The organism is Ureibacillus xyleni, from assembly GCF_900217795.1.
Lineage (GTDB): Bacteria > Bacillota > Bacilli > Bacillales_A > Planococcaceae > Ureibacillus > Ureibacillus xyleni.
This window is the reverse complement of the sequence record NZ_OBMQ01000001.1, coordinates 258,323-272,516: the sequence shown is the minus strand read 5'-3', so window position 1 is coordinate 272,516 and position 14,194 is coordinate 258,323. Positions and strand designations below refer to the sequence as shown.

The following is a 14,194-nucleotide window of genomic DNA, read 5'->3' as shown; positions in this document are numbered from 1 at the left end:
CTGTTTTACAACTAAATTAAATTTTCTTTACCCAACCAAGTCCTAAAGACGCTTCACCTAAGTGAGTTCCGATTACTGGACCAAAATAACTTAAGCTAAATTCCACATTTGGGTAACTTTCGGCAAGCTGTTTCATCCATTCACGGCCCTCTTCTTCGCAATTAGCATGGATTACCGTTGCTTGAAGTCGTTCGTGTTCTTGAGCTGACTTTGCCAGAAGTTCCTCTACTCGACGAAGGGCTTTTTTCTTCGTTCGAATTTTTTCAAAAGGTACGATGGCTTTATTATCAAACGTTAAAATGGGTTTTACTTGAAGTAGACCACCAACAAGTGCCGCTGCAGATGAAAGTCTTCCACCTCTTTGTAAATGCGTCAAATCATCCACCACGAAGTATGCGTCCATTGTTGACTTCATTTCTTCTAACGTGCTCATAATTTGCTCCACCGATGCCCCTTGTTTCGACATTTCAGCAGCTTTAATCGCATAAAGTCCTTGTGGTGCACAAGAAATTTCACTATCAAATGTATATACGGTAATTCCATCTACCATTTGACCAGCTTGCACAGCACCTTGGAAAGTACCGCTTATGCCGCTTGATAAATGGATGGAAATTACGTCATCATAGTCCTTTGAAAGCTCGTTAAACAACTCCACAAATTTCCCTACTGCCGGTTGAGTTGTTTTTGGAAACTGCTTTTGATTACGCACTTTATCATAAAATTCGGAAGATGTAATTTCAACTTCTTCCTCATAACTACCATCTTCAAGATTCACACTTAGAGGAATCATATGAATGTTATAACGCGCCCGTTCTTCAGGGGTTAAGTAAGCTGTACTATCTGTAACGATTGCAATTCTCATATCCCACTCTCCTATTGACAATAGTTTACCTTAAGTTTTCTAGTATGTGAATCAAAAAAGAAAGCGCTACACGTACTTTTAATTGTACATGAAACGCATAATGAATAAATTTATTTTGATAGACAAATTATTACAATGTTCTCTCTATTGCTGGGAGTCATTTCCTATATAATAAACACTCGTTACTTTCCATGCATCATTTTCCTTAACAAAAACTGTTACTTGGCGTCCACTACTTGTTAACTCTACATCTGTTTCAAGTTCGGTCATTTGGATGTCCAAATTCGCAAACACTTGGGCCTCTTCTTTACTATATTTTACAATCGTTACGTCTGAAGGAGTTCTTTCAATATTATATTGTTCGAATGCCTTTTTAGCCGCTGCTAAATCTTCTTCATAGTTAAAGCCCTGTGGATTTTTGGATAACGTTTGAACATAACGGTCAATATCCTTAGAGTTGAAAGATTGGATATATTCATCAAAAGCAGCTAAAATTTGTTCTTCTTGATCTTTTGGAATATCCGGAGCTTTTTCCACTTCATCGCCCATTACTTCAAAACCAATTGTATTATCATCATTTGCTACATCTTCTTTTTGTGTTTCTTCTTTATTATCACTACAAGCAGTAAGCATGAAAGCAGCTACCACTAACCATAACCATTTTTTCATAAACATTAAACCTCCTGGGCATATTGTAGCATAATTGTCTTATTATGGCTAACTACGTAAATTTAAGTCGAATTTTGTAAGTGTAATATATTATTTGTTACTTTATCGTAATCAAGACGATAAAACGATAATTTAGTTTCTTATTTTGGAGGGAAATTGATATTTTCTGCCTCTTTTATTAAAATGATTTTTTTAGTCTCCTTTTTGGCTTATAATAAAAGAAATTGCGGTCAACTATTCGTCTCGTAAAAACACAAGTAAAGGATGATGAACATGACAGATCGTGAATTACTAGAACTACTTGTAAAGAAAGTAGATCAAATGCAAGAAAGTCTCGATGGGAAACTAGGAAAACTCGAATTTGAAAGTAAGATGGACCAACTTAATGGTAGAATGGACCAACTCGAAGGTAGAATGGATCAACTTGAAGGTAGATTGGATCAACTTGAAGGTAGAATGGACCAACTCGAAGGTAGAATGGACCAAATGCAATTACAACTAGATGAAAACACTGAAATTGTAAAAGCGATTCTCCACCGTCAAGACGAAACAGATGCTAAGTTAGACTCACTGTCAATGGAAGTCCATAAAATAAATGGTGAACTCATTGCAGTCAAAGAGCAAACACTCATCAACACAAGCAAAATTGCGGAAACGAATACAATTGTAAAAGAGTTGCAGAAAATCGAACGGAAGCAAGAACAAACTATCGACCTTCTTTCCCGACGTTCAATTGATTTAGAAGCGGAATTACGTAGTATAAAACAATAAAAATAAACCCCCTCCCAAATTCAATTTTTGAGAGGGGGTTCTTTTATTATCGCACTTCAACCCAGCCATTTTTAATAGCTGTTACTACCGCTTGAGTACGGTCATTTACGTTCATTTTTTGTAGAATGCTAGATACATGGTTTTTTACTGTTTTTTCAGAAATATATAATGTTTCACCAATTGTACGGTTAGATTGTCCATCTGTTAACAGCTGCAGCACTTCGCATTCACGTTTTGTTAGTAAATGGAATGGACGGCGAATTTCAGTTTGGTGGAAATTGCCTTTATTTTCATGTTCACTTAAGCGACGGAATTCTGCTACTAAGTTTTTCGTTACTTTTGGATGTAAGTATGAACCGCCTTTTGCAACGACTTTAATTGCTTCTACGATTTCATCTGCATCCATTTCTTTTAACATGTAGCCAAGAGCACCAGATTTTAATGCATGCGTTACATATGTTTCATCATCATGGATTGACAGCATAATTACTTTGGCATCTGGGAATTCTGCAATTAGGTCAGCTGTTGCTTCTACACCGTTTTTACCAGGCATGTTAATATCCATTAACACAACATCAGGTAAGTGGTCACGGTATAAACCAATCACATCTGTCCCATCGTCTCCTTCTGCTACTACTTGAAACGTATCTTCAAAATCTAATATACGTTTAACTCCTTCACGGAATAATTGGTGATCATCAATAATAATAATTTTCGTCATAAGATGTTACCCCCTACACAATTAAAATGCTTCATTTTACAAGTTCGTCTTCTGGAAATGGCAGTTTAAACATTACAACTGTTCCTTTTCCAACACTGCTTTGGATATCCATTGTACCTTTTAATAGATCAATTCTTTCTTTCATACCGATAATACCAAAGGATTGTTCTTTAATACTATTTTTATCGAATCCTGTGCCATTATCTTTTACTACAATATTTACACAATTGTGAAGCCATTCAATTTTTACCCAAATATCTAAAGCTTTTCCATGTTTCATCGCATTATTAACACTTTCTTGCACAAGCCTGAAAATGGACACTTCATAATCAGAGGGAAGGCGTTGTTCATTGCTGTAAGATTGGAAATGTACTTGGACACCCGGATTATACTCCATCACAGTGGATAAGTATTTTTTTAACGTCGGTACAATTCCAAGGTCGTCCAATGCCATTGGTCGTAGGTCGTAAATGATACGGCGAACTTCCGATAAAGCATTTCTTACAGTTCCCTTTAGTTCCTTTATTTCTCTAATGGCTGACTCGATTCCTCTTTCACGATACGTTCTTTCAATTAAATCTGCACGCATGAGGACGTTTGCCATCATTTGGGCTGGTCCATCATGGATTTCTCGTGAAAGTCGTTTTCGTTCTTTTTCCTGTGCCGAAATAATTTTAATGCCGAAATCTTGTTTAATTTTTGCCTTTTCTAAAGCAGCACCAACATTTTTTAAATCGGACGTTAGAAAGTTTAAAACTACATTCACTTGATTCACAATATGTTCAGCACGTTCAATTGTATCGTATAATGATTTTAAACGACGCTCTAAATCATCTCGTTTTTCTCGTAAACGCTTTTCTTCTGCACGAGTTAAAGAAAGTTTTAATTGAAGTTCGTTTGCGAATTCATATGCTTCACGAACTTGTTCTTCCGTGTAACGATCGAAAAAACGGCTCACTTCTACTAGACGTTGTTTAGCAATTTTGGTTCTCTTTTCTAAATCGTCACTTTCATCAATTAAATATTTTATTTTAAGTTTAATTAATTCTAGTTCAGCTTGCATTTCTTCAAAGCTTCTGCGGCTTTGTTCGCTTATAATAAATATATCACTTTTCGAATTTGTAATGGTTTCAATCATTCGATTAAAAATAACGTCAAGTGAACCTATGTCAACTTTATCGTTTGAAAACATACCTTTTCCCCAATCTAATTGGTGTTGATATTATAACAATATAAGGATTTTTACTAGAAAACCATTAAATGTCACTATAAATACTATTATACCATTTTAACATTAAATTTTAAGTAAATCACTCTGCATCAAATGATATCATTTTTTGGTAGAAAAAGGAGAAATTTTAATGCGTAAAGACTATAGAACTGTAAAAGGCTACGGTGAACGAGAAATTGTTATTTCTAAATCCCGCTTTATCGGATATGTAAATCGTGCGGAAACAGAAGAAGAAGCCCTTGATTTTATTGATTTTATAAAGAAAAAGCACCCAAATGCAACTCATAACTGTTCATGCTATATGATTGGTGAACATGATCAAATCCAAAAAGCCAATGACGACGGGGAACCAAGTGGCACAGCTGGCGTCCCTATGCTAGAAGTACTAAAAAAACAAGGACTAAAAGATACCGTTGTTGTCGTAACAAGATACTTTGGCGGCATAAAATTAGGTGGCGGCGGTTTAATTCGTGCTTACGGTAAAGCTACCACAGAAGGAATCGATGCTGCACAAGTTGTTGAACGAAAATTGCATCATGTAATGAAAATTTCCATAGACTATACATGGTTAGGAAAAGTGGAAAATGAAGTAAGAAACTCAAAATATACCTTGTCAGAAATTCAATATGCTGAAGGTGTTGAAGTGATTGTAGAGGTATTAAAAGACGAGGAGGAAACGTTTGTTAATTGGATGACGGAATTAACAAATGGTCAATCTACTATCTCTTGCATAGATAAGAAATTTGTGGAATTTATTGTGGCGTGACAAAATTTTATTTACCGCAATTCGACAACATAGTATAATTAGTCGTATTAATAAATTAATCGAAAATACGGGCAGTGATTTCTCTATCTCTAGAGTCATACTGCCCGTTAAATGCGATTATCGTGATTTACATAGTGAAAGTATTACCACTGTTTTTTTGAAAAATGTTCGACATACTATAGATATATACAATTAGTTAAGTTTATATACACGATTCCTACATTTTAGAGGAGAATTTAAATGAAAAGATCAAAAATAAATAATGTGAAAAAGAAAAAAAAGTCGACAAAATTTTCTTTGGTTCTCAAAGTACTGCTTTTACTGTCGGCTTCTCTTTTAATCTGCGTCACTGCATACGGTGTTTACATCACGAAAAAAGCTGAATATGCAGTAAATGATTCTTATGAAGTCATTGAGGATCGTCCCGTTTCCGAAAAACGAGAAGCAAAAGTCGAACCTATTCAAGACAATGTGTCCATCCTATTCATTGGTGTCGATGATAGTGAAAAACGCGGACAAGGTGCTGAAAATTCCCGTTCAGATGCTCTAGTGTTAGCAACATTAAACAACGAAGCAAAATCGGTGAAGTTAGTAAGTATTCCTCGTGACTCATACGTGTATATCCCAGAAGTAGGCTATAACGATAAAATTACCCACGCCCATGCATTTGGTGGAACACTTGCAACAATCGAAACAGTTGAGGAATTATTTGATATCCCTGTAGATTATTATGTCCGAATGAACTTTGATGCATTCATCGATGTAGTAGATGCATTAGGTGGAATCGAAGTAGATGTCGACATTCCGTATGCTTTCACTGAAAAAGACGAAAACGATCGTTACACAATTCAGCTCGAACCAGGTTTACAACAACTAAACGGTAGTCAAGCCTTATCATTAGCTCGAACACGTAAACACGATAGCGACTTAATGCGTGGTAAACGTCAACAAGATATATTAAAAGCAATTGCGAAAAAAGCAGCATCCGTTTCGTCTATTACGAAATATGATGACGTAATCGAAGCAATCGGTGACAACATGAAAACGGACATGACCTTTGACGAAATGAAGTCCTTCTTCAGCTACGCATCAAAAGGCATTCCGCAAATCGATACAATTACATTAAACGGTTATAACGATATGTCCACTGGTGTTTATTACTATCAATTGGACGAAGAATCACTATCAGAAACACAACACATTTTAAAAAGTCACCTTGGCTTAATCCCAGATACATCTGACATCTCAGGAACAACACCAGAGAACGAAAAAGCAGCTGAGGCGAATGTTTCGGTGAATAATTAAATTGTCCGACCACGGAGAACTTCTTTAGGAAGGGAGTTCTTCGTGGTCTTTTTATTTGGGGTTTCCAAAAGTGCGGATTATGTCAATTCTAGGCCGTTCATTTTGCTCATTCAGGCTTTGGATTTTGCCCATTCAGCTACTCTTTTTGCTCACTCGATATTAAGTTTTGCCCATTCAGCAGCATTTTGCTCATTCAGGCTTTGGATTTTGCCCATTCAGGCTTTGGATTTTGCCCATTCAGCTGCTCTTTTTGCTCACTCGATATTAAGTTTTGCCCATTCAATACCGCATTTTGCTCATTCAGCAACTTCTTGTTCATTCGACTAAAGATTTTACTCATTGAGGCTATTTTTTTACTTATTGATCTCATTTTTGTCCACATAGATGCTGGTTTTGCTACTTTCAGCTTCTTTTCGTCCACATAGCAATCGCTTTTGCTCACTTATCGCTTCTTTTCGTCCACATAGCAACTTTTGCCCATTCCCTCTGCTTTCATGTTTACCTATAAACTTGTCCGTTTGCGAAATCTTTTGTGCGTTTAGCTAATTCTTTTGTGCACTTACCTATCCTTTTGTGCACTTAGCTAATTCTTTTGTGCACTTAGCTAAATCTTTTGTGCACTTGACAATCCTTTTGTGCACTTAGCTAAATCATTTGTGCGCTTAACATAATGTTGTTCCCTTAGTAATCATTTGATACCCGTAGCAGTAGTAACTCTTGCCATTTAATACTATTTTCCCCTTTTAGCGATTTGCTTATTAACTTCATTTGTCCCAGTGAAAATTCTATTCAAACAAAAACACAACCAGCATTTATATAACTGGTTGTGCAATCATTTAATATATTCGTTCTCCATCCCAAGGTGCCCAGATAGTTTGATACTGATTTCGGTATTTCCCTAAGAATTCGGTCTTATCTGTTGTCATCATAAATTCAATATCTCCCGTGTTCCCCGGTTCACTAAACTTGCCTTTTAAAGTATAACCGTCAACTGTACCTGTGATTGTACCCTCGACAGATCCATATTTATAAGTACCCACAACTGTATACCCAAGTTGTTTTAACTGCATCGTTCCATAGTCCGTACTCCATGTTCCACTCCAATCTGTATAGGTACCAGTAGTTGTTGTAGTTGATACAATGTTTGAATCAACTATTTGATTATTTTTATAAACTGCTGAAACATATAAATAATATTTTGTGCCATTCTTTAAACTGTCAATTAATTGCTCTGTACTAATGACTAACGGATTTCCGTCACTATATGTTAGTCTTTTAAAATTATTCGTTGACCCTTCACTTAAATACACATAGTATCCGAGTAAATTAGGATCATAAATTTCAAACCACTCAATTTTAATTGTACCATTACCGGGAGTTGTTGTATGAATTACTGGTGCTGTGTAGGAACTTGAACTTGTTGCTGTCGCTGATACCACAAACGAACTGCTAGACTCCTTACCATTCGTATTTACAGCTGTTACATAAAAGAATACTTTTTGCCCATTCGTTACTGGGATTTTCACACTATTTCCAGTGAAGAGATTATTGTTACTACCACTAATTGTTAGTTTTCGGAAATTGATTTCACCGTCATATCTCGCATAAACATAATATCCAGAAATATTGGAACTTGTGCTACTTGACCAACTTAAATCAATTACACCATCCCCCGGAATCGCCTTCAGATTGGAAGGAGGATTTGGTTGAGTTTCACCCGGCTTCACTGTTAACGTAGTTGTCTTAGCCGATTCTGTACCATTCTTATTTACCGCTACTACATAGAGATATACGGTTTTCCCTGAATATCCATCAATAATTACATAGTTCCCTCTAAAGATATCGCTTGCATCTTCCGAATTTCGTAATGGTTTAAAGTTTACTCCATCCGTACTAATATAAATACGGTATCCATCTACATTACTAGAAGTACTATCATCCCAACTTACATCAATTTCGTCTCCATAAGGGCTTGCTATTATATTTCTTGGAGGATTTGGTGCTATATCCGCAATAGGTGTCACAGTAATCACATCTGTTTTTATAGATACTCTATCAAATAGATCGACTGCAACGATATAGATATATAGTTTTTGGCCATTAGTTGCTTTAATGGTAAAGTTACTGCCATTAAATAAATAACTGTTGTTAACTGTGTTAATTAACCTTGTAAAGTTTGTATTATCAGTACTTGTATAAATGTAATATCCTTTAATATTATTATCTGGGCTATTTGTCCAAGAAATATTAATACTGTCATTGCCACCAGTTGCTACTATGTTCGTCGGTGGTTTTGGCTGGACAGGTGATTGCTCAATTGTAAACTTCATTTTAACATTTTCTTTGATTAGTTTACTTGTTTCCTTTTCCTTAATATTCTGAACATATAAAGTATACGATTTCCCATATTCATACCCATTACTCGGTGGATGAACTAAAACAGTTTTTGAATTGTTCGGGTCAACTTTTACTAAAACATTTACCCGTGAACCACTCTCGGAAGTCACATACACATTTTGAGTATGAACAGATGTTGCATCCACTTCTCTACTAAAATTAATTCGCCATTCTTTATTTCGTGGAACCTGATATTTCTCAGAGAATTCTTTCCAACTCCCTTGAACCGGTGCATCAGTTTCCATTACATATTGGAAATACACTCTCCCCGGCTGAATATCCGTAATTTTAACTTTAGCATATTTATTATCGTGAGTTTTGATCAAGTATGTCGAATACCTTAACGGAACATACGTTTTCCACCCTCGATACTGGTCCGGGTTTATTGTGGTAGTCAGACTTGCATTAGGGCCTAAGTCAATAATAGCATTTGCACCAATTTCTTCATCCGTAATGACAATATCAGCAAGATTACCTTGACCACGACCATGTAATACCTTTGTGCTTAAATTATACCCACCATCAACTAACACATTCCCCGTCCAATTCAATGTATAAGGATGTAATGGCTCATACTTTCCCTCTTCCGGCTCGGTAAAATAAACTTGTTCTGCAGCACTTGCGGATAAAGGAGAAACAACTAGTTGTAAAATTACCACTAATGCGAGCAAAGGATAGAGAATTTTCCTCAAATTAATCTTCCTCCTTCAAAGAAGTATTTTACCTATATTTTACTTTATCTAAGTCGAATGTACTATATTATTTCGCTATATAATCAATAGCATTTTTCGACAATAATTGCATATAAAAAAGCCACTACCATTGAAAGTAGCGGCTCACCAAATTATTTTAACAAAGTAATTTTTATTTATTAAAGATTCTCACGATATTTAGTAAAGGTTTATAGTTCTTCCCGGCTAGTCCAATCATCTCAACAAATAACTCAATAGCAACGATGATCACTGTGATAAGAAGAATTGCTCCCCATAACTTGGACACAGAAATGGTAATGGCTGCTAGTCCAAATAATGATGCAATTGCATAAATAATTAAAACCGTTTGGCGATGTGAAAAACCAATATCAATTAAACGGTGATGCAAGTGTGATTTGTCTGGATCTGACCATTTTTGTTTGTTTCGTAAGCGACGTACAATCGCGAAAAATGTATCAGAAATTGGCACACCAAGCATAATAACTGGGATAATGAATGAAAATACTGTGATTCCTTTAAACCCTAACAGAGACATCACTGAAATCATAAATCCTAAAAACAGAGCTCCCGTATCGCCCATGAAAATTTTAGCTGGATGGAAATTGTAGAATAAAAAACCAATCGTGCTACATGCTAAGATGGCTGCAATTGCGACAACAAACATGTTCCCCATGATGAAGGCCATACACGCCAGCGTAATAAGGGCAATTGTAGAGACACCCGCTGCTAGACCATCAAGACCATCAATTAAATTAATGGCATTCGTAATACCAACAATCCATAAAAGTGTAAATGGAATACTTAAAAATCCGAAATCTAACTCCCCACCGAATGGTAAGTTAATCATTCCGATTTGGATATCTCCAAAAAATACAATAATACATGCAGCAATTATTTGCCCAATCATTTTTGCTTTAGCTGAAATTTCGTACATATCATCTAAAATTCCAGTAATAACAATGACAGTTGCACCTAAAATAATGGCTATAGACATGTAGGGAGATTCAAATCTCGGTATATCCGGTCTTAAAGTGATAAATCCTACTACAAAAGCAATAAAAATTGCTAAACCACCTAATCGAGGCATGATGCGCGAATGGACCTTTCGATAGTTTGGCGCGTCAACTGCACCTATTCGAAATGCTAATCGCTTTACTAACGGAGTAATTAAAATTGACGTAAGAAACGCCGCGATTAAAGACACGTAAAGCATGTCTCTCCTCCTCAAAAATAAAATATATGCACGATAATCCAGAATAATTATAGCATGAATAATTTTTAAAATATAGGCTTTTCTCTGTTACAAAAGTGGAACAAATATTATGAATTTATTAAATTTGGAAATTTACCCGTATTAGAGGCTGTTTCACCCTTAGTTTTCCCTATGGTTTTATAGTCATACCCCCAAAAGTTTGATAGAATAATGAAGTGTCTACAAGTATAGACAATTTTTAAAGGAGCGTAAAATCATGTTCTCAATTTTTAGTCGTAACAAAGAAAAAACGAGTGCTCGAGAATTAAAAAGATACTACAAAATAGTTGACAAAATTAATGGTCTTGAAGCTACATACTCATCGATGACAGACGATGAGCTTCGCAATATGACGTTCACATTTAAAGAACGTATAGAACAAGGTGAAGAACTAGTAAACATTATCCCAGATGCCTTTGCAGTAGTTCGTGAAGCATCAAAACGTGTGTTAAATATGAGACATTTCGACGTGCAATTAATCGGTGGGCTTGTACTTACTGAAGGGAACATTGCGGAAATGCCAACAGGTGAAGGGAAAACATTGGTTGCTTCTCTTCCTTCATACGTACGTGCTTTAGAAGGAAAAGGCGTTCACGTTATTACGGTAAATGATTACTTAGCAAAACGTGACTTCGAATTAATCGGACAAATCCACCGCTTTTTAGGTTTAACAGTTGGTCTAAACGTGCCGATGATGGAACCAGATCAAAAAAAACTGGCGTACAATGCAGATATTACATATGGTGTAGGGACAGAATTTGGGTTCGACTACTTACGTGATAATATGGCGCATTCTATTGCAGATAAAGTTCAGCGCCCTTATCATTTCGCTATCATTGACGAAGTGGACTCTGTACTTATTGACGAAGCAAAAACACCGTTAATCATCGCAGGTAAAATGAGTGCAAATGAAGAACTTCACCGCATAGCAGCTCTTCTTGCAAAACGTTTCAAGAAAGATGAAGATTATGATTTCGACGATGAAACAAAAGCAACTTCCCTAACAGATCAAGGGATTGAAAAAGTAGAAGCTGCTTTTGGTGTTGATAATCTTTATGAACTAGAACATCAAACACTTTACCACTATGTAATTCAAGCGGTGCGTGCTCACGTTATGTTCGAGCGTGACGTAGATTACATCGTTAAAGATGACAAAATCGAATTAGTCGATATGTTTACTGGTCGTATTTTGGAAGGTCGTTCTCTGTCAGACGGCTTACACCAAGCGATTGAAGCTAAAGAAGGCGTTACCATTACGGAAGAAAATAAAGCACAAGCACAAATTACAATTCAAAACTACTTCCGTATGTACCCACAATTATCTGGTATGACGGGTACAGGGAAAACACAAGAAAAAGAATTCCAAGAAGTTTACGGCATGAGTGTTGTGCAAATTCCAACAAACCGTCCGCGAATTCGATTGGACCAACAAGATATCGTTTTCGATACAATTGATGCAAAATACGAATATGTAGCCCAAGAAGCATCCCGCCGTCACGAGAAAGGACAACCTGTGTTAATTGGGACAACTTCCATTTTACAATCAGAAAAAGTGGCACAACGATTAGACAAATATGGTTTGAAATATCAATTACTTAACGCCAAAACTGTAGAGCAAGAGGTAGAGTTAATCTCAGAAGCTGGTCAAAAAGGCCGTATCACTGTTGCTACAAACATGGCTGGTCGTGGTACTGACATTGTACTTGGCGAGGGTGTTGATGAGCTTGGTGGTCTTTATGTAATTGGTACTGAAAAACATGAAAGTCGTCGTGTTGACAATCAATTACGTGGCCGTTCTGGACGTCAAGGGGACCCTGGAGAAAGTCGATTTATTATCTCCATCCAAGATGACATGTTCCGCCGCTTTGCAAAAGAAGAAGTGGAAAAATTCCAAAGCAAAATGCAAGTGGATGAAATTGGACGTATCACAAACAAAGACGTATTCGAACTCATTAATCGAACACAACGAATAGTTGAAGGCGCCCATTTCTCAATGCGTGAATATAACTTAAAATTAGATGATGTAATTAATGATCAACGTCGTGTAATTTATAACCTACGCGATCGTGTGTTAGAAGGAAAAGATTTAATCGGCGAATTGAAAACGATGCTACTAGAAACAGTAGACTTCGCTGTTCACGATAACGCACCAGAAGAACTTGACCCGATTGAATGGGACTTCGACAAAATGGAAAATGCCTTGAACTCGCTATTCCTTACACCAGTTTCAATTAATCGTGAAGAAAACAAAACAAAACGCATTCTAGAATCAATGCAATCATCTGTTGACGAATTAGCGAGCACGATTGAAAGCTTTGAACAAAATGAACAAGTAATGGCAATTATTCCACAAGTCATGTTACGTTTTATCGACTCAATGTGGGTTAAACATTTAGAGCAAATGGCCCATTTAAAAGAAGGAATTGGCTTACGTCATTACCAACAAGAAGATCCAATGCGTATTTATCAACGCGAAGGCTTAGAATTATTCGGCAAAAATTATCAAGAGCTTCGTCGTTCAATCGTAGGAGAACTTGTAACCTTTATGAAACAATTGGCTAGTCAAGAGGGGGAACAATAATGGGAATTTTTGATTTTTTCAAGAAAACAGATAAAGTCGGAAAAGATAGCGCAATCGATTCAAAAGAACTAGTAAAAAGTGCTGAAAACGACAAAGCAGCATCACAAGAAGTTGTAACGAAACTTTCTTTCCATCCTGATTGGAACGTTCCTCAAGAGCAACAATATGTTTTCCGCTTTTTAGCAAATGAGTTGGAACCGTTAAAACCAAATCAACTATCTTTAGCGGCAATTAGCATTGAAGAAGAAGCACGAAACGGATCTTGGCACGTGAAAGCCTTTTTCCGTTCATCACTATCTCAACCAATCGAACTTGCTGACATCGAGTTAATTTTGTTAGATAAAGACGATAAACGTTTAGCTTCAAAGCAATTCAACTTTAAAGAACTTGGTACAATTCCTGCAGAAAGTGCTCGTCCTTGGGTATTTACTTTTGATAAAAACTCAATTGAGGCTGAAGAAGTACCTGAAGATGGCTGGAAAATTGCCTTTAATTTAATTTCTTTACGTGGCCATCAATTAGACCTTGATGAAACGTGGAAAAAACAACTTCCTCAAGAACAACAAGAAGCATTAGAAAAGGTTGTAAAAGAGTTACCGAAATTAGGTAAAAAAGAAGTAAACTTTACAGGCTTGCAAGTAAATTTACGCGATGATCAAAGCTTACATGCATCAATTTTTATTCGAAATGGTAACGACAAAGCGATAAATTTAGAGCAACTTCCATTAGAAATCATTGATGCAAACGGTAAACGTGTTGCGAAAGGGTCATTTAAATTAGATCCAATCTTAACTGTACAACCAAACTCAACAAAACCTTGGACTTTTATCTTCCCTGCTGATTTAGTCGACGCAGAAAACGCAGACTTCTCACGCTGGACAGCAAGAGTGGTTCAATAATATTAAAAACCCGCTACCAAATAAATG

General features: G+C 36.3%; 12 protein-coding genes. 5 read left to right on the top strand and 7 right to left on the bottom strand.

Annotated features, from left to right (window positions below):
- Positions 1-16: 16 nt before the first annotated feature.
- Together CRO00_RS01225 and CRO00_RS01220 are read right to left on the bottom strand one after the other, a co-directional pair.
- Positions 17-862, bottom strand: a complete 846-nt coding sequence (locus CRO00_RS01225) for a DegV family protein (protein WP_097071827.1) — start codon at positions 860-862, stop codon at positions 17-19.
- A gap of 144 nt (positions 863-1,006) precedes the next feature.
- Positions 1,007-1,531, bottom strand: a complete 525-nt coding sequence (locus tag CRO00_RS01220; protein ID WP_097071826.1) for a DUF4440 domain-containing protein — start codon at positions 1,529-1,531, stop codon at positions 1,007-1,009.
- A gap of 273 nt (positions 1,532-1,804) precedes the next feature.
- On the opposite strand from CRO00_RS01220, the gene CRO00_RS20395 reads away from it, so the two are divergent.
- On the top strand, positions 1,805-2,302 hold the full coding sequence (locus CRO00_RS20395) for a hypothetical protein (RefSeq protein ID WP_237658285.1): 498 nt from the start codon (positions 1,805-1,807) through the stop codon (positions 2,300-2,302).
- Positions 2,303-2,348: 46 nt separating this feature from the next.
- On the opposite strand, the gene CRO00_RS01210 is transcribed toward CRO00_RS20395, so the two are convergent.
- Positions 2,349-3,023: a response regulator gene (locus CRO00_RS01210; protein ID WP_097071825.1), complete on the bottom strand. Its 675-nt coding sequence runs from the start codon at positions 3,021-3,023 to the stop codon at positions 2,349-2,351.
- A gap of 31 nt (positions 3,024-3,054) precedes the next feature.
- Positions 3,055-4,215 (bottom strand): sensor histidine kinase, encoded by a 1,161-nt coding sequence (locus tag CRO00_RS01205; protein ID WP_097071824.1) that lies wholly within the window; start codon positions 4,213-4,215, stop codon positions 3,055-3,057.
- A gap of 169 nt (positions 4,216-4,384) precedes the next feature.
- On the opposite strand from CRO00_RS01205, the gene CRO00_RS01200 reads away from it, so the two are divergent.
- Both CRO00_RS01200 and CRO00_RS01195 read left to right on the top strand, forming a co-directional pair.
- Entirely contained in the window at positions 4,385-5,020 is a 636-nt protein-coding gene (locus tag CRO00_RS01200) for a YigZ family protein (RefSeq protein WP_097071823.1), read from the top strand.
- A gap of 240 nt (positions 5,021-5,260) precedes the next feature.
- On the top strand, positions 5,261-6,325 hold the full coding sequence (locus tag CRO00_RS01195; RefSeq protein WP_097071822.1) for an LCP family protein: 1,065 nt from the start codon (positions 5,261-5,263) through the stop codon (positions 6,323-6,325).
- Between the two features lie 193 nt (positions 6,326-6,518).
- On the opposite strand, the gene CRO00_RS01190 is transcribed toward CRO00_RS01195, so the two are convergent.
- The 3 genes from CRO00_RS01190 to CRO00_RS01180 all read right to left on the bottom strand — a co-directional run bounded on the left by CRO00_RS01190 (position 6,519) and on the right by CRO00_RS01180 (position 10,648).
- Entirely contained in the window at positions 6,519-6,767 is a 249-nt protein-coding gene (locus CRO00_RS01190) for a hypothetical protein (protein ID WP_097071821.1), read from the bottom strand.
- A 394-nt stretch (positions 6,768-7,161) separates the two neighbouring features.
- Positions 7,162-9,414, bottom strand: coding sequence for a fibronectin type III domain-containing protein (locus CRO00_RS01185; protein ID WP_097071820.1), 2,253 nt, complete (start codon positions 9,412-9,414; stop codon positions 7,162-7,164).
- 172 nt (positions 9,415-9,586) lie between these two features.
- Positions 9,587-10,648 (bottom strand): glycosyltransferase family 4 protein, encoded by a 1,062-nt coding sequence (locus CRO00_RS01180; protein ID WP_097071819.1) that lies wholly within the window; start codon positions 10,646-10,648, stop codon positions 9,587-9,589.
- Between the two features lie 256 nt (positions 10,649-10,904).
- Between CRO00_RS01180 and secA2 the strand changes: the two genes are divergently transcribed.
- Both secA2 and CRO00_RS01170 read left to right on the top strand, forming a co-directional pair.
- A complete protein-coding gene (gene secA2, locus CRO00_RS01175; RefSeq protein ID WP_097071818.1) occupies positions 10,905-13,268 on the top strand; it encodes an accessory Sec system translocase SecA2 in 2,364 nt (787 codons plus the stop codon).
- Entirely contained in the window at positions 13,268-14,167 is a 900-nt protein-coding gene (locus CRO00_RS01170; RefSeq protein ID WP_097071817.1) for an accessory Sec system S-layer assembly protein, read from the top strand. The genes secA2 and CRO00_RS01170 overlap by 1 nt, the downstream gene beginning before the upstream one ends.
- Positions 14,168-14,194: the final 27 nt, after the last annotated feature.